This is a genomic window from Psychrobacter sp. CAL346-MNA-CIBAN-0220 (genome assembly GCF_040309805.1).
GTDB lineage: Bacteria > Pseudomonadota > Gammaproteobacteria > Pseudomonadales > Moraxellaceae > Psychrobacter.
This window is the reverse complement of sequence record NZ_JBEOPF010000003.1, coordinates 17,154-34,612: the sequence shown is the minus strand read 5'-3', so window position 1 is coordinate 34,612 and position 17,459 is coordinate 17,154. Positions and strand designations below refer to the sequence as shown.

The following is a 17,459-nucleotide window of genomic DNA, read 5'->3' as shown; positions in this document are numbered from 1 at the left end:
TATATCTAAAAGTAACTCAAACTATCCTAACGAACCCAAGCCCGCGCATTACGGAACATCCGCATCCACGCGCCATCTTCGTCCCAGACAGCTGGTTTCCAGCTGTGATTGTACGCACGTAACGTACGCTCAGGGTGTGGCATCATAATCGTAACGCGACCATCGGTGCTACATAGACCCGTGACCCCGCCGACCGAACCGTTTGGATTGAGCGGATAAGTCTCAGTTGGCTGACCTTGGCTGTCTACAAAGCGCATAGCAAGCTGACCATGTTTGGCCATACCGTCAATTTCTGTAGCATTAAGCGTCGCAAAGCCTTCGCCGTGCGCAACAGCGATTGGTAAGATACTGTCTTGCATGCCTTTAAATAATATTGACTTGGTGCGCTCAACTTTTACGTTAACCGTACGCGCTTCAAAGCGAGCCGATTTGTTCGCGATAAAACGTGGGAAGTTCTCCGCACCAGGGATTAAGTCTTTGAGCTGCGCCATCATCTGACAACCGTTACAGACACCAAGGGTAAAGGTTTCTGGACGGGCAAAGAAGCGCACAAACTGCATGCGCAAATCATCATGGAAAAGAATGGAATTTGCCCAACCTGAGCCTGCGCCCAATACGTCACCGTAGCTAAAGCCGCCACAAGTCACTAACCCTTCGAAGTCGCGTAGATTAATACGGCCTTTGAGCAAGTCGCTCATATGCACGTCTACTGCTTCAAAGCCCGCTTGGGTAAAGCCTGCTGCCATTTCTAACTGACCGTTAACCCCTTGCTCACGCAAGATAGCGACTTTTGGTTTGTTGGCTCGGCTATTCAGGTAAGGCGCTTCAATCGCTTGGCTCAAATCAAAGTTCGGCGTGGCAATCAGACCCTGATAACTGCTATCGGTAATCAAGTCATATTCTTGTTGTACGCACGCAGGGTTATCACGGCGACGGGCGATTTGATAGCTGACCTGACTCCATTCTTGTTGTAACTTGCCACGGCTAAAGCTGAGCGTGTTATCACCAATTGACGTTGGGGTTTGGATAAGTAAACTTTCTTCCTCACAACTTTGACCGACTAGGCTGAGCATATCACTGACGTTAAATTCCTCTGCCAATTGCATTAAGGCTGGCACATCTTCTGGCATAACTTGAATGACCGCGCCTAACTCTTCACTGAATAATTGACCCAATAAATTATCATCGGTCAGTGATAGCTTGATACCTTGGCGACTGGTAAATTGCATCTCAGCGATAGTTGCTAATAAGCCACCATCACCAATATCGTGATAGGCACTGATAACGCTTTGTGCGTTACCGGCTTGGATAAAGTTAAAGAAATCGACCAAGTCGCTAGGCTGGGTTAAATCTGGGCAGTCATTACCCAATTGGCTTAAAGTTTGTGCGAGGATTGAACCGCCTAAGCGTAATTTTCCTTTGGATAAATCAATCCGATAAAACGCGCTATCGCCATTAATGAGTTCAGGGGTTAGCGTTTGTGCCACATCAACCACTGGTGCAAAAGCAGTAATGACCAAGCTCATGGGCGAGACGACTGATTTATCTTGTGCGCCTTGCTCAGAATTGTTGGCATCGCTATCCGTCCAATTGGCCCGCATGGATAGTGAATCTTTACCCACTGGAATAGCGATACCTAACGCAGGGCATAGCTCTTCACCAACCGCATGAACTGCATCAAACAAGGCAGCATCTTCGACATCATCACCGCAAGCAGCCATCCAGTTTGCCGACATAGTGATATCAGACAACTTAGAAATGCGAGCGCCAGCAATATTGGTAATGGCTTCACCAACGGCCATGCGTGCAGATGCAGTTGGGCTAATCAGGGCGACCGGCGTACGTTCACCGACACTCATCGCTTCACCACTCATTGGTTGCCCATCAAGATTGAGCAGACCAGATGCGGTTACCGCGCAGTCAGCAACCGGTACTTGATAGCGACCAACATACTGATCGCGTACGACCATACCAGAGATAGAACGATCACCAATACTAATTAGGAATGACTTGCTAGCAACGGTAGGATGACGCAATACGTCAGTAATAGATTCCGCTAAATTTACTTCACCAAGCTCTAGCGCTGGCAAAGTACTCTCTTGACGGCTAAAGCTCCGCTTCATCTGCGGTGTACCACCAAGCAAGACTTGCATGGGCATATCAACGGGCTGTTCCATTAATAATTCATCATCGACAATCAACTGACGGACATCAGTCGCTGTTCCTAGGATGGCATACGGGCAGCGCTCACGCGCACAAATAGCATCGAACTGAGCTTCGCTTTCAGGATGAATTGCTAACACATAACGCTCTTGCGCTTCATTCGACCAAATTGCCATTGGCGACATGCCAGCTTCTAACGATGGAATCTTACGCAAGTTTAGATGCGCGCCCATTTCATGGTCATTGACCAATTCTGGCATAGCATTTGATAAGCCGCCTGCGCCCACATCATGTAGCGAGACGATTGGATTGCCGTCTTTGCCATCATTGCTAACATCTACATCATTACCCGCTAAGGCCCAGCAGCGATCCATCACTTCTTGACAGCGACGTTCCATTTCAGCGTTATCACGCTGAACGGAAGCAAAATCCAAGCCTTCATCTAATGAACCGCTATCGACCGAAGATGCCGCTCCGCCACCCAAACCAATTTGCATCGCCGGGCCACCAAGAACGATAAGTAAATCACCTTGCTGAATGCTATTTTTTTCAATTAAGTTACGTTTGATATTGCCATAACCACCAGCCAGCATAATCGGCTTATGATAACCGCGCATTTGGCTGCCATCTTTTGCCGCTGAGGTATCCAGCTGGAAGCTACGGAAATAACCGCATAAGTTTGGACGACCGAACTCATTAGAGAAGTTGGCACTGCCTAAAGGAGCCTCGGTCATAATCTCAAGGCTGGTCGCCATACGATCCGGCGTACCATAATCCTGCGTACTTAATTGACCTGATTGCTCCCATTTCTCAGCAAGCTCTGGGATATGTAAGTGTGACACATGAAAACCAGTCAAGCCTGCTTTTGGCTTACCGCCACGACCGGTTGCGCCTTCATCACGAATCTCACCACCAGCGCCCGTTGCCGCACCCGCATAAGGCGCAATCGCCGTTGGATGGTTATGCGTTTCAACTTTCATTAAGATATCGATATCTTCTTGATGAAAGCCATATAGATGCGCGGCGTCATTATTAACAGTACCGTCAGTTGTAGCTTCAGGAACCGGATAAAAACGCCAGCCTTCAGACCCTGCCATCACTGCCGCGTTGTCTTTATAAGCCGACAAAATCCCTTGTGGATTGGCTTTATAGGTATTTTTAATCATCTGGAATAATGATTTAGACTGCACTTCACCATCAATCGTCCACTGCGCATTAAAGATTTTGTGACGGCAATGCTCTGAGTTGGCTTGCGCAAACATCATTAGTTCAACGTCAGTCGGATTGCGCTTTAGCTCATTGACATAAGCATTCATTAAATAATCGATATCTTCGCTAGATAATGCAAAACCAAAAGTAGTATTGGCAGACTCCAATGCTTCGCGCCCTTCCTCTATCACGTCGATATGATTCAATGATGCTGGCGCTTGGTCGTCAAATAATTTGCTAACGTCGCTTAAGTCATAAGATAAGCTTTGGGTCATGCGGTCAAATAATAATTGCTCGGCAGCTTTTGGTAGTTTTTCACTCAGCTGACTTTCACTAACCTCACCATCGACAGTTAGGGTATAAACAATAACCCGCTCAACGCGATTAATCTCAATTTCACAGTTGTTAAAAATATCGGTCGCTTTACTTGCCCACGGTGAGATGGTGCCAAAGCGTGGACTTACGGTTACCTGTAATTGGTTATTTTCTGGCGCAGTAATTTCAATATTGTCATCAGCCCCTTTATTAACGCCAAGCAAATCTAATGCCTTTTTATGCTCATCACCGTCTAATTCCCTTGATAGCACATAGACTTGTTGAGTGCTAATTTGGGTGATACTTAGATTGGTTTTTTGCTGAAACTGACTGATGAGTTGCTGCGTCTGAAAGTCGGTTAAGAACGGTTGTCCGGCGATGGTCATCATAAAGGCTTGTTCCATAGGATATAGGATCGAGGTGGCATCACTGCCATACAAAGTAAAAGGTCTGCGCATTATAACAAGAAGCCCAATAAGAAACAGGGCCAAACGGCGATAAATCTTGCCTTTGCCTGTCTTATAGTAGGTCTACTGTAAAGACGATACAACATGGCTGTGGGAAATTTTCGAAGCCTCTGGAGTGGTATAGCCGCATAGCAAGTGAGGGAATTTTGCTGGCCTTGCAAATTTATACGCCGTTCTTATTTTATTTATCATAGAATCTAATAATGCTCGATTTTTATTAGAATCATACGTTCCAATTCGCATCAATAAGCAGACTTGGCTATTAACAGAATAAGACTATTGCCCGTTTTACCTAACTCTCGTAGTCCTTACAAACGCTCACATCCCATTACTGGCAGCCTATATAACAGCATGGGTAACTGTCGCTATTCTATGAAACGTTAATAAAAGAAACCATTATCAAAAAACGCATACTAAAATTAATTTAATCCGCTAATTTAATTTACTGATTTAATCCAATAGGGACATATTATGAGCAACCAAGAGAAAATTGACAAAATCCAAGACGTCATAAAAGATATTAAATTCGCCATGATGAGCACGATTAATAATAAAGGCGACATTCACGCTTGGCCGATGACTACTACTGAAACCAGTCTTAGCGCCAAAGAGATCTGGTTTATTGGCGATAAAACCTCAGATGTCGTAAAAGATATTCAGGAAAATCCAAGAGTGGGACTGTCTTATGCGACCCAAGATGCGAAGAATTACGTCTCTATCAGTGGTAATGCAGAATTGTCAACGGACAAAGACAAACTAGATGAACTATGGTCGCCAATGGATAGCGCCTTTTTTGAACATGGCAAAGAAGACCCAAAAGTCCAGCTAATAAAAGTGGTACCGCATGGCGCCGAGTGCTGGATTAGTGGTAGCTCTACAATAAATATGTTTAAGATGGCAGCAGCAGCGGTACAAGACGGTAAGACGGCTAAAGATGTAGGCGAGCAGTTCAATATATCGCTATAGTATGATGAAGTGACACTATAAGATATCCATCTGAAGCGTCAGTAAGAGTATGTCTTATTGGCGCTTTTCATGAGCTAGATTTTAGGTACACATCTGATAGAAGTAAGCTTACAAACTTTCACAGCGTATTACAGACGACCTCTATTGTTATATCGACCTATCTCGCTATATTAATAGCTGATTATGATTAAGCGCACAATAAAACTTGTTCATTATAAAGTCAGTTTATAGTCACTAAACCAGTTACTCTCAAACAATAAATACTTTAGACCACAAGGATGAATATTATGAGTAAACAAGAACAAATGGATAAAATCCAAGACCTAGTAAAAGATATCAAATATACCATGATGACCACCCGCACTAGTGATGATCATCTACATTCTTGTCCGATGAATACGACTGAAACCAGTATTGGTGCGAAAGAAATTTGGTTCATCGGTCATAAACCTTCTGCTACTGTTGAAAATATCAAGAAAAACCCAGAAGTGAACCTTGCTTACGCCACTCAAGATGATAAAAATTATCTCTCTATTGCTGGTAAAGCGGAATTGGTTGAAGACAAAGACAAGCTTGATGAATTGTGGTCAGTGATGTACAACGCCTACTTTGAACAGGGTAAAGAAGACCCTAAAGTTCAGCTGATAAAAGTAATTCCTCATGGTGCTGAATATTGGGCTAATGGCAATTCATTTGCTAATGTATTTAAAATTACAGCCGCTGCAGTGACAGAGACTGCTGTTGGTGATAGCTTAGGTGAAAGCTTCTCGGTAACGTTGTAAGCTAGATTCAAAAAGCAATATAATAAAAAAGTAAGACAATAAAAAACGCCAGTGGCTCAATGCGACTGGCGTTTTTTTGTTTGCTAGAACTTTAATTTGACCTCTTAAAACTAGCCACTTTGCTTTAAATAAGGCCATGCCGCTTTCATGTAAATAAACATCGACCATAACGTTAAAATAACCGCTGCTACCATCAAACCATAACCAATCACCTCAAGTGATTCCCAGTTTAATAACAGCACCGTAATGGCAATCATTTGGAAGGCAGTTTTAAGTTTGCCGACATAAGAGACCGCGACACTAGTACGATTGCCTAGCTCTGCCATCCATTCCCGCAGTGCTGATACGGCAATCTCACGTGAGATAATCACAATCGCAGCTATCGCCATAATAATATTGGGATGCCACTGTACCAAAATAATCAGCGCCGCTGCTACCATCAGCTTGTCAGCGACCGGATCTAAAAACCGCCCAAAGGCAGATATCACGTTCAGCTTACGCGCAAAATAACCATCGAGCCAATCAGTAATCGCCGCGATAACAAATACCACCGTCAATAACAAATGCCGCAGCAAACTATCACTAAACTCACTCATCCCTACCCGCGCAATGACATTGTCAGAAATCGCAGGCATGCCAATGCCCATTGCTGGTGGCCAATAAGCAATCGCCACAAATAGCGGAATCATTAGGATACGCGCGATTGTGAGATTGTTAGGCAAATTAAAGATACTTCTGTCATTTTGCAGTGGTTGCGGTTCTTGCGTGTGCAAGTTCGTGCTCTCGGTCATGGCAAACCCAGTTTTATATAGTAGACGTAAGGATTGCTGCTAGCTTAGCATTTTTCAGGCATGCCGTCATGCCATCTCTGTATGATCATTGGTACCAATAGTAACCTATAGAGCAGCTTATTCATTCTTTTAAAACCATACTAATAGTACTGATATTATTTTTATATATTACTTTAAAGGCTATACAGATTAAAGCCTACAAAGAAAAATAACTGGTTATTTAGATTCTTTCAAACCAGGGCAATATATTAATACTTCTTTAAACGTAATGTCATGTAACAGAACTGACTTAGTACTGCTAATTTCCGCTATGATGAATATCTGAAAGCACAGTTGTACACTGAAATTTGTAATTAAATATTAGAAACTATTGAATTATTAGCAACTGTCCTTATCTCTATAAGTAACAGCAAAGAGCGAATAACAATAACAAGCAACAACCACTGAATTTGTAGCTTAGCTATATAACCAGTTTTCCTCAGCCCACAGTTTCCTCCTCTGTGGGCCTTTTTTTGTCTGTTAAAACCTTGATAAATAAGAATTTACTACCCTAAAATCGTAAATTGACCTCTATTTTACTCACCATTTGCTCAAAATCTTAATCACTTAATAGCTATAGTAAAATATTGTTATCCACCTTAAGGGTGATCTATTGAGCTACTTATTTTGATATTTAAGCTTCATTATTCTCTAACAGGTACACAATCTCAGTAATAGTGTTTTACTGATGTTGCTCAAAAATCACTAATCGGTTAAAGTTATCTAAATTTAACCTTGGCAAGTGATATGGCTAATCTGATTAAATGCTCCGATTGCGGTAAGAAAATAAGCGCCACTGCTATAGTATGTCCTAAATGCAGTGCGTCAGTACAACATTCGATTGAGCAAGCAGATAGAAAAGCAGAAAATAAGAGCACAATATGGGCTTATGCCACGGGCATACTTTTCATAATCACGGGCTTAGGGGCATTTCAAATAAGTATTTCGTCAGCACTCATGCTGATTATTGGCGGAACTTTGGCGCTACCATTGGTCAGAAAAGGTTTAGTTAAGCATAATTTATTCCCCACGGATAGGCCTTTGATTATGGCTAGTGCGGCTATGATTATCTTTGGGGTGATTGGCTACACAAGTGCCGTGAAAAGCGATCGACTAAAAAATATCGAAGAAAATTCAGAAGCTTATGCAGGTGAGCAAGCAGCGCCAGTAAGTGAGTAAGAAGCAAAAGATGTTTTAGCGAGTGGCGATTCTTAGTATGATCGGTTTACTTGGCCTATTTATTAATCGCCGTAGTTATCGCTTGCACTGTTTCTGCTGCCATCAAGTAACAGCTTTCGATATTACCTTGAGCGCACCAATCGCCACTGACGATCCATTGATGAGTCTCATCAACTAAAACACCCAGCTCTTTACGCTCAGTATTAGTGACGGTTGCCGCATAGCGCCAGCGGTGGCAATCTATTTGGCTAGGCGCAGTGTTGCTGTCCCAGTTTAATGCCTGTTTAGCAGCTTGTAGCAGTTCTGCCTGCACAGTCTCAATATCATTATCAACATGCGCTTGCGACCAGTCGTTACGGGCATGAATAGTGACACTGGGCAATAAATCACTATGGGCGGGTTTATGATGTTCAATAAAGATTCTGTCTAAGGGTGAGTCATGCACGTAAGCCACATCCCATGCTGGCGTTGCACTTTTTGCTTTGCTATTTAAGGTCTCGGGTAACTGCTGAACACCATCCCAGCCAAGCATTAGGGTATAACACGCTTGCATTTGTGGCTGACTGATTTGCGCTTGCTCAGTGAAATTACTGTCCGCCATTAACTCTAGCGCCTGATTATTTGGCGCGGTACAAATCACCCAATCAAAGCCGCCTAAGCTGGCGCCGTTCGTATCAAACAATTCAGTTTTTTTATCAGTAACCGCCTTGGGCTCGCTAAGCGGCGCGACCCGGGTTTTAAACTGTACTGTCGTTAAGCATAAATTATCTGCTAACGCTCGCCCCCAACTGGTCATTTTTGGAGTACTGATATAGCGCGCATGGGTGGTATCCCACTGCTCTTTTTTGTTAATATCGGGTGCCTGTTTGTTGTCATTGGCTAGGGTTAACTCAACCACTTCTGCACACCACGGTTGCAATAAACCGCTGTCTAACCACGGCTTAATAAACTGTGAAAAGCTATCTGACTTGGCGGTAAAAAACTGCGCGCCAAATGCCCATTGCCAATTTTTATTGGTGTTCTTATCCGTATGATAGCGTGTTGCTAAGCGCCCAACACTGCGTGATTTTTCAAAGATGGTGATTTGGGGTGAGCTTGCTTTAGGAGCAGCGTTATCTTGTTTTTGCTGACTCAGTCCACGCTCTAATAATGTAGCAGTAAGTAAGCCAGTCAAACCCCCTCCGACGATTGCTATTTTCGGTGCGCCATGGTCGCTATTAGCAGTGAAAGGGGTAGCGTTACCGGTATGAGACAGAGAATGTTCAGTCATAGTGACAGTAGGCCTTATCAAATATTTGGCTAAAAATAAGAAGAATAAAAATTAACAGAGAAACTTAGCATCGATAATAATAAGTCACCCTACTTTTAATAGTATGACTTATTTTAGGCATTTAACGTTAATTGCTGACTAGCTATGAGCGGCAGACTTTGCGTTCCGCTTTAACCACGTCAACCAACTTATTAATGACGGAGCTATCGGCTAAGGTAGACAAGTCACCCAGTCCCACATATTGGCCGGCAGCAAGGTTGCGAAGGATGCGGCGCATGATTTTACCGGAGCGCGTTTTAGGTAAAACGTCTACGATATAGATAGCGTCTAAGTTAGCAATAGGGCCAATCTCGTTGCGGACATGGCGATTAAGTTCCGCTTTTAAATGATCGCTTGCCGTCTCGCCAGACTTTAAAATGATAAAAGCACAAATACCCACGCCTCTAATTTCATGCGGCATCCCCACCACCGCAGCTTCGACAGTAGACGGATGAGAATCCACGGCGCTTTCAATTTCGGCAGTACCTAACCTGTGCCCTGAGACATTAAGCACATCATCAACGCGGCCGGTAATCCAGTAGTGACCATCTTCGTCACGCTGTACCCCATCACCGGTGAAGTAATAACCTGGATAGGTGCTAAAATAAGTTTCCAAAAAGCGCTGATGATCATTGTAAATGGTACGCATTTGCCCCGGCCAGCTATTACTAATAGCCAAATTACCTTCAGCAGGCCCTTCGAGCGCTGTACCATCCGTATCAATGACCTCTGGCTTGATACCATATAATGGATTCATTGCCGCACCCGGCTTCATCGCCACCGTACCCGGTATCGGCGCCAGTAAAATGCCACCGGTTTCGGTCTGCCACCAAGTATCGACAATGGGACAATGGCCACTACCGACGACATTATAATACCAATCCCACGCTTCAGGATTGATGGGCTCACCGACGGTACCGAGCAGACGTAAGCTTGAGCGGTCAGACTCCCGTACAAAATCATCACCCTCTTTCATCATCGCACGAATAGCCGTTGGTGCAGTATATAAAATACTGATCTTGTGTTTATCGATAATATGACCGACCCGTGCCCAGGTTGGATATTCTGGCACGCCTTCGAACATGACTGTCGTGGTGCCATTAGCAAGGGGCGCGTAGGTAGCATAAGTATGACCAGTTACCCAACCAACATCAGCCGTACACCAGTAGACATCATCATCTTTGACATCGAAGACATCACGGAAGGTTGATAGTGCATAGGTAATATAGCCACCAGTGGTATGTAGCACGCCTTTAGGGTTACCGGTAGAGCCGGAGGTGTATAATAAGAACAGCGGGTCTTCGGCATTCATCACTTCTGGTTCGCACTGCTCTTTTTCGCCCTCAATCAAAGTATGGTACCAGATATCACGGCGACCGCTCATTGGGATGGAATTGCCCGTCCGATGTACCACAATCACTTTTTCGACGCTTTCGGTACCCTCCATATCTAAGGCGTGATCGACATTCACTTTTAATGGGGTGCGTTTATTACCGCGCAGGCCTTCATCAGCAGTGATAACCAGCTTGGATTGGCTATCGATGATACGGTTGCCTAGGCTTTCAGCAGAAAAACCACCGAATACTACTGAATGTACCGCACCAATACGCGTACACGCCAGCATGGCCATCATAGCTTCCGGTATCATTGGCATATAAAGTGTGACACGATCGCCTTTTTTGACACCCAGTTTGCGCATCGCATTCCCTAGGCGGCAAACCTCCGCATGCAGCTCTTTAAATGAGATGATTTTATGTAAGGAAGGATGGTCACCCTCCCAAATAATAGCGGGCTTATAAGGGTTGGTCTTTAGGTGACGATCTAAACAGTTGACTGATATATTAAGTTCACCATCTTCAAACCATTTAATCCGAAAATCATCTAAGTCATAGCTGACATTACTGATTTTGGTCGGTTTTTTTATCCAATCAATCTGTTCAGCGCGCTCCGCCCAAAAAGCATCAGTAGCGTCATGCGAGGCGATAGACTGCTTGTAATCGCGCGCGTATTGCTCGGGGGTAATATTGGCGGCGGCGATAAATTCAGCCGTAATGGGAAATGATTTTTGGGTCATAGTTCTACTCCTTTTTTAATTATTATTGCCTACGCCAGTTATCGATAATATTGGATATTTGTACTGCAAAAGCTGACGCCTGAGAAGTTAAATATATTGCTAATACTTGGGTTATTACTTACCTTCTAAGTAGCTGCTATTCAATATTCACAGTGGGCGTAGGCGACGTGGTGTCATCTTCCATAATGAGTGACGCCCTAGTTCTAGTTTGACAAATAAGGGGGGCTGATGCAAGACCTCAACATCTAATGACAACATTATCACCTTACAAGTGTACACTTAGCGCTTATGCCATATCTACTTAATCTATAAGCATTTATTACCTTTATTGCCTTTGGTATTGATTTGGATATTCACTGTCATTAATCCTTGTAACTGTTGAGTAAATGTGGACAATAGCCACTCTAACTACAGCGTTTTAAACGCTATTTTTAATGATATTATCTGCCTTATTTTTACGTTTTTTTAAACATCTCGCTTTATGGAAGTAGCTGCAATGGACAATCACCGCAAGGCAAAATCCCACTCCCATTATGATGCCATTATTATTGGCGCTGGCGCATCGGGGCTATACTGCGCGCTGACGGCAGGTCGCCGTGGCCGCCGCGTACTGGTACTGGATCATGCTAATAAAGTAGGCAAAAAAATCCTGATGTCAGGAGGTGGGCGCTGTAACTTTACCAATTATTATGTCGAGCCTGAGCATTTTATCAGCGCCAATCAGCATTTCTGTAAATCCGCACTCAGTCGTTATCCGAGTTGGGAATTTATTGGGATGGTTGAGCAGCATAAGATTGCCTATCATGAACGCGAGCATGGGCAGCTATTCTGCGATGATTCTGCGCAAGATATCGTCACCATGTTGCTCGATGAATGCGCCGCGGCAGGTGTGCAAATACGGCTCAATACTCAGATTGAGCAGGTTCAAGTCAATAAGAATAATGAGAGCGAAGGTTTTCAATTACGAACCTGTAAGAAGCTCAGTAAAAAAGAAATAGCCGCTGAAGCACAGGCACCTCAGACTAACTATAGCTGTGAATCGCTGGTCATTGCTACTGGCGGACTGTCTATCCCAACCATGGGCGCCAGTGGTCTCGGCTATGAGCTAGCGCAGCAATTTGGGCATCACTTAAACCCTATCGATGCCAGTCTTGTGCCCTTTACTTTTACCGATAAAACCGGTGAGCTGATTCGTTCTTTAGCAGGCATCAGCCTACCAGTGATTGCTAGTAATGACCGTATTTCGTTCCGGCTACCACTACTATTTACTCATCGCGGATTGTCTGGCCCTGCTATGCTGCAGTTGTCTAACTATTGGCAAACGGGCGAATACCTTAGCATTAACTTACTGCCCGATACTGATATCGCCGCGCTACTGCTTACGCATAAGAATTCGCACCCAAAGCAGCTAATTCGTACGGTACTCGCCGATAATACCGATAACACACTACCCAAAAAACTACTGACTGCGCTGCAAACAACACTGTGGGACGATATCAAAGATAAAGAGCTGGCCAATATTAAAGATGAGCGCTTAAGCGAGCTTGGCGCAGCTATCAACGGCTGGCAACTTAAGCCATCCGGCACTGAAGGCTATCGTACTGCTGAAGTCACTCGCGGTGGCGTAATAACCGATGAAGTCTCTTCCAAAACCATGCAAAGCAACTATCAAAACGGCCTATACTTTATTGGTGAGGTGCTCGATGTCACTGGTTGGCTTGGCGGCTATAACTTTCAATGGGCATGGGCAAGCGGCTTCGTCTGTGGTGAAGTGGTTTAAATAATAAACTCCGGCTTACGAGGTGCGATATGCGCGCAATCAAAAACATTCATGGCGATAAGCCAAACCATTGGGTGGGTGACGGCTTTTACGTACAAACCCTGATCAACCACATGACCTCGGATTCTGACTTTAACTACAGCCATACCGATCCCTTTTTATTGTTTGATTATGGCAACCCAACGACATTTACACCCAATCCAACTTATGAGACGCAGCCGCATGGTATCGGTCAGCATCCGCATAAAGGTTTTGAGACCGTAACTATTGCCTATGCTGGTGAGATCAGTCATGCGGATTCTGCTGGCGGTAGCGGTGTTATCTTAGAAGGTGACGTCCAGTGGATGACCGCCGGGCGAGGCATCATACATGAAGAGTTTCATTCACCCGCTTTTGGGCAGCGCGGTGGACTCTTTAGCATGGTACAAATGTGGATAAACTTACCCCGTCAGCATAAACTGACTGACCCTAAGTACCAAACCCTTAAGCGTGGTGAGATGCCCACTATCGATTTATACGCTCAGCACTTTGATGATTACGCTAAGACAAATAATGATGAGGTTCAGATAGGTTGCGCCACTATTATTGCAGGTACTTGGCAAGATAAAACGGGTACGGCGACAACCTTTACCCCGATTAATCTATGGGATATCAAGCTGTGGGCAACAGGAACCACAATGCTAGATATTCCAAATAGCCACAATGTGATGTTACTAGTACAAGAAGGTGAGCTGCTTATAAATGATAGGCCAGTCAATGCTGGCAAGCTTATTCAGTTTGCTGCCCCCAATACAAGTAATACTGAAAACTCTTTAGCAGTTAATTCTCCAGTAGCTACTAATGCTACCGATAGCATCATGCTAACTTATCCTGCAATTTCTGATTCTAATTCAGGGTCTATTGTTAAGTTACTTCTGCTGAGCGGTGAACCCATCGGACAACCGGTGGCGGGCTATGGACCATTTGTGATGAGCACTCAAGAGGAACTCAAACAAACTTTCCGCGATTATCAGAACGGTAATTTTGGTTAATTCCATCAGAACCCTGACCTATTCATTCAAAGTACAACATTAGAACTTAAATAAAAAAAGCCGCCTTACTGTTTATAGTAGGGCGGCTTTTTATGGCATATTGCACACTGTAACCATCATATTTGAATGACTATTTTAAATAACTGTTTAAATAATCGTCTTTAAACAGTTAGTAATTAAGCCTGATTTAAAAATGGATAGTCGGTATAACCTTGCGTACCGCCACCATAAAAGCTCTCCGGATGCTGCTCATTAAGCGGCGCATCCTGGCGAATACGCTCAGCCAGATCAGGATTGGCGATATAATCACGACCAAAAGCCACCGCATCAATATAGCCTTTATTAATATTTCTTTCAGCTTTCTCAACGCTATAACCACCAGCGGCAATAATCATATTGTCAAAGGCACCGCGAACGCGCTTACGGAATTCATCGCTATAAGGCGTGCCACCTGCCCAATCAGGCTCAGATAAATGTATATACATGATACCGCGCTTATTGATTTGCTCAATCAGCCAGATATTTTCATCTTCGTGATAGCCAGCCTCTACATTATTAAAGGTACCAAGTGGAGAGATACGAATACCAACATGGTCGGCGTCCCAGGCACTCACGCACGCATCAATAACATCTAGCGTTAGACGAGCGCGATTGTCACGACTACCGCCGTACTCGTCGTCACGCTGGTTGGTGTGCTGTGCCCAAAACTGATGTAGCAGATAGCCATGGGCGCCATGAATTTCTACCCCATCAAAACCAGCTTCTTGCGCGCATTTGGTCGCATGAGCGAAGTCAGCAACTACTTGCTTAATTTCATCAATAGTCGCGGGACGAGGCGTTGTCGCATCCACACGGATGGCTTGATTGTCGCTATCACGCAGCGAAGTACGAATACCGACGTTGACATCAGAGGCAGAGATAGGGGCTTGACCATCAGGCTGCACGCTTTTGTGTGCGACAAGACCCGTATGCCACAACTGTACGACAATTTTACCGCCTTTGGCGTGCACATCATCCACAATCGTTTTCCACGCCGTGGTCTGATCCTGGGTATGAATACCTGGTGCACCGGCATAGCCTTTGGCCTGAAAGGAAACTTGCGTTGCCTCAGCGATAATGAGACCTGCACCGGTACGCTGAGAATAATATTCACCAGCCAGTGCCGTGGGAACATCACCAGGTTCAACGGCACGCAAGCGAGTCAACGGCGCCATAATGATACGGTTGTCTAAAGTTTGGGTGCCCATTTTGATGGGTTCAAATAAATTATCGTGTGCCATGGTTTGTCCTATTTATTGCGCTGTATAAAAATTATTGTTAGTAAAATTCTGAGTTAAAAATACTTATAAAAGCCTTCCTAAAGCTGCTCTTATCGGTTTTCTTTATAGGGGATAGATGGGGTTATTCAAGTAAGTTTTACAAACAAAAACACCAACATAACGTGATATCGATATTTATAATACTCATTGTTCAAGTACTCTTATCATCGTATTAAGCTAATAGATTTAATGAAAACGGCGCAGGCTAGATTATGCTGATAACTGAACAACAACAGCAAGAATTGAGGAATCAATAGAATAATTTGAATGATCTAACAGATTATCTAGCAGGGCTTGCTAGGACACAATCCGTGTACGTAAATATTCTCAATTTTCTTGATGTTTAGTATAAATTATCACAAAGCAGTTATTAAATATTAACCCTAGCAATGACTATGCAAAAACAAATGGAGGGTCTTAATGTTAGATATTATCGGTATCGGCCTAGGGCCCTTTAATCTTAGTTTGGCGGCATTGCTAGCAAACCAGCCTAATATCAATAGCAAGTTTTTTGAGCAAAAAGAGGGATTTAATTGGCACAAAAGTATGATTTTGCCCCATACCACCTTACAGGTGCCTTTTTTGGCAGATTTGGTGACCCTAATTGACCCAACCAGCACGTATACCTTTTTAAACTATTTGCATAGCCAGCATCGATTACTGAAGTTTTATTTTTTAGAAGATTATGCCATTTATCGTAAAGAGTATAATCACTACTGTCAGTGGGTAGCAGGGCAATTGGGTAGTTTAGTATTTGATGCGCCAGTGATTAATGTGGCTTTCATAACAGAGAATGATGGCTTTGAAGTTACTGTCTGCGAGCAGGGTAAAAACCAAACATATACGGCCAAGAATATAGTAATCGGCACAGGCTCACAGCCAACACTGCCGCCATTTTTGCAACAAATAGCCAAGCAAGCGCCGCATCGCTGTATGCATACGGCTGACTATTCAACTAATTTTGACTTGAGCATTATTCGGCGTAGCGATAGGCTCACTAAAGTGCTAATAATAGGTTCTGGGCAGTCATCAGCGGAGGTGTATCGATCGCTGTTTGACCAACAGTTGGATGAGAATAATGACGCAAAATTTCAGCTCGATTGGATGACACGTTCCACAGGATTTTTCCCCATGGAATATTCTCCATTGGGAATAGAGCATTTTAGTCCCACCTACATCAACTATTTTCACAATTTAAAAACGGCCACTAAAGCCAAAGTGGTGTCAAAGCAAGATTTGCTACATAAAGGTATCAGCTTTGCCACTATTACGGATATTTATCATAAGCTCTATGAACGTAGCATCGCCAATCAACAGACCCACTCTATTATTTTGTCCAATTGCGAACTTCTGGATGCCCAGTTGAATAATACGTCTAATGACACGCTTAATAATACACCTAACGATACGCGCAACGACGATACGATTAACGTGACTTTGAGACAGCATGAGCAAGATAAACAGTTTACCGCCGAATACGACTGTGTGATTGCAGGGACGGGCTATCGAGATGGCTTACCTCCTTGCCTTGATACCTTACTGCCTACTATTGAGTATGATGAATTTGGACAACCTCAAGTTAATAGGAACTATACTTTGGGTTATCGAAGTCATTTGGACAATTCTGGCAATGGCGGCAAGATTTTTGTCCAAAATCAAGAAACTCACAGCCACGGCGTTGGTGCTGGAGATTTAGGACTGGGCGCCTATAGAGCGGGATGTATTGTCAATCAATTGGTTGGCAAGCAAGTCTATAACACCGAAGCTTTAAAGATTTTTCAAAACTTTGGTGTCGAGTCAGGTGATATAAAATAGACGTAGGCTGGGCATTTTGCCCAGCTTTTTATTACCTTAAAATTGTCTAGGCTAAAACCTATCGCATATAGTCGATTCAAAATAAAAGAGAGTCGTTTATAGCAACGTGCTACTGGGATAAATTTTTCTTGCGTGCTGTTCGCATGCGTGACAGAGGCTGCAAAAAATTCATCCCAGTAGCACTGTACCGTTTCCAAATTGGATTAACTATAGTGTTAAT

General features: G+C 43.8%; 11 protein-coding genes. 6 read left to right on the top strand and 5 right to left on the bottom strand.

All coding sequences use genetic code 11. From position 1 onward, the window contains the following. Window positions 1-26: 26 nt before the first annotated feature. The gene (gene purL, locus AAEY88_RS07795) at window positions 27-4,076 is read right to left on the bottom strand and encodes a phosphoribosylformylglycinamidine synthase (protein ID WP_350561561.1); all 4,050 of its coding nucleotides are present in this window, start codon (window positions 4,074-4,076) and stop codon (window positions 27-29) included. Window positions 4,077-4,625: 549 nt separating this feature from the next. On the opposite strand from purL, the gene AAEY88_RS07790 reads away from it, so the two are divergent. Next, entirely contained in the window at window positions 4,626-5,120 is a 495-nt protein-coding gene (locus AAEY88_RS07790) for a pyridoxamine 5'-phosphate oxidase family protein (protein ID WP_350561153.1), read from the top strand. Window positions 5,121-5,407: 287 nt separating this feature from the next. After that, window positions 5,408-5,902 (top strand): pyridoxamine 5'-phosphate oxidase family protein, encoded by a 495-nt coding sequence (locus AAEY88_RS07785; RefSeq protein WP_350561151.1) that lies wholly within the window; start codon window positions 5,408-5,410, stop codon window positions 5,900-5,902. A 110-nt stretch (window positions 5,903-6,012) separates the two neighbouring features. Here AAEY88_RS07785 and pgsA read toward each other — a convergent pair whose 3' ends face one another. After that, on the bottom strand, window positions 6,013-6,693 hold the full coding sequence (pgsA, locus tag AAEY88_RS07780) for a CDP-diacylglycerol--glycerol-3-phosphate 3-phosphatidyltransferase (protein ID WP_350561149.1): 681 nt from the start codon (window positions 6,691-6,693) through the stop codon (window positions 6,013-6,015). 786 nt (window positions 6,694-7,479) lie between these two features. On the opposite strand from pgsA, the gene AAEY88_RS07775 reads away from it, so the two are divergent. Continuing rightward, a complete protein-coding gene (locus AAEY88_RS07775; protein WP_350561148.1) occupies window positions 7,480-7,911 on the top strand; it encodes a hypothetical protein in 432 nt (143 codons plus the stop codon). 55 nt (window positions 7,912-7,966) lie between these two features. Here the strand turns inward: AAEY88_RS07775 and AAEY88_RS07770 are convergent, their stop codons facing one another. Together AAEY88_RS07770 and acs are read right to left on the bottom strand one after the other, a co-directional pair. Further along, on the bottom strand, window positions 7,967-9,181 hold the full coding sequence (locus AAEY88_RS07770; RefSeq protein WP_350561146.1) for an NAD(P)-binding protein: 1,215 nt from the start codon (window positions 9,179-9,181) through the stop codon (window positions 7,967-7,969). Window positions 9,182-9,323: 142 nt separating this feature from the next. Further along, window positions 9,324-11,294: an acetate--CoA ligase gene (gene acs, locus AAEY88_RS07765; protein ID WP_350561144.1), complete on the bottom strand. Its 1,971-nt coding sequence runs from the start codon at window positions 11,292-11,294 to the stop codon at window positions 9,324-9,326. 496 nt (window positions 11,295-11,790) lie between these two features. On the opposite strand from acs, the gene AAEY88_RS07760 reads away from it, so the two are divergent. Beyond that, the gene (locus tag AAEY88_RS07760) at window positions 11,791-13,074 is read left to right on the top strand and encodes an NAD(P)/FAD-dependent oxidoreductase (RefSeq protein WP_350561559.1); all 1,284 of its coding nucleotides are present in this window, start codon (window positions 11,791-11,793) and stop codon (window positions 13,072-13,074) included. A gap of 29 nt (window positions 13,075-13,103) precedes the next feature. Continuing rightward, window positions 13,104-14,105 carry a pirin family protein gene (locus AAEY88_RS07755; RefSeq protein WP_350561142.1) on the top strand — a complete coding sequence of 334 codons (1,002 nt, stop codon included), beginning with the start codon at window positions 13,104-13,106 and terminating at the stop codon, window positions 14,103-14,105. A 176-nt stretch (window positions 14,106-14,281) separates the two neighbouring features. Here AAEY88_RS07755 and AAEY88_RS07750 read toward each other — a convergent pair whose 3' ends face one another. Further along, window positions 14,282-15,385, bottom strand: coding sequence for an alkene reductase (locus AAEY88_RS07750; RefSeq protein ID WP_350561140.1), 1,104 nt, complete (start codon window positions 15,383-15,385; stop codon window positions 14,282-14,284). Between the two features lie 459 nt (window positions 15,386-15,844). Between AAEY88_RS07750 and AAEY88_RS07745 the strand changes: the two genes are divergently transcribed. Beyond that, on the top strand, window positions 15,845-17,239 hold the full coding sequence (locus AAEY88_RS07745) for a SidA/IucD/PvdA family monooxygenase (RefSeq protein ID WP_350561138.1): 1,395 nt from the start codon (window positions 15,845-15,847) through the stop codon (window positions 17,237-17,239). Window positions 17,240-17,459 lie beyond the last annotated feature (220 nt).

Bases quoted from the DNA above. Each gene is read 5' to 3' on its own strand.
- AAEY88_RS07790 (WP_350561153.1), top strand. From the start codon at position 4,626: ATGAGCAACCAAGAGAAAATTGACAAAATCCAAGACGTCATAAAAGAT.
- AAEY88_RS07750 (WP_350561140.1), bottom strand. From the start codon at position 15,385: ATGGCACACGATAATTTATTTGAACCCATCAAAATGGGCACCCAAACT.
- AAEY88_RS07745 (WP_350561138.1), top strand. From the start codon at position 15,845: ATGTTAGATATTATCGGTATCGGCCTAGGGCCCTTTAATCTTAGTTTG.
- AAEY88_RS07775 (WP_350561148.1), top strand. From the start codon at position 7,480: ATGGCTAATCTGATTAAATGCTCCGATTGCGGTAAGAAAATAAGCGCC.
- AAEY88_RS07755 (WP_350561142.1), top strand. From the start codon at position 13,104: ATGCGCGCAATCAAAAACATTCATGGCGATAAGCCAAACCATTGGGTG.
- AAEY88_RS07770 (WP_350561146.1), bottom strand. From the start codon at position 9,181: ATGACTGAACATTCTCTGTCTCATACCGGTAACGCTACCCCTTTCACT.
- pgsA (WP_350561149.1), bottom strand. From the start codon at position 6,693: ATGACCGAGAGCACGAACTTGCACACGCAAGAACCGCAACCACTGCAA.
- acs (WP_350561144.1), bottom strand. From the start codon at position 11,294: ATGACCCAAAAATCATTTCCCATTACGGCTGAATTTATCGCCGCCGCC.
- purL (WP_350561561.1), bottom strand. From the start codon at position 4,076: ATGATGACCATCGCCGGACAACCGTTCTTAACCGACTTTCAGACGCAG.
- AAEY88_RS07785 (WP_350561151.1), top strand. From the start codon at position 5,408: ATGAGTAAACAAGAACAAATGGATAAAATCCAAGACCTAGTAAAAGAT.
- AAEY88_RS07760 (WP_350561559.1), top strand. From the start codon at position 11,791: ATGGACAATCACCGCAAGGCAAAATCCCACTCCCATTATGATGCCATT.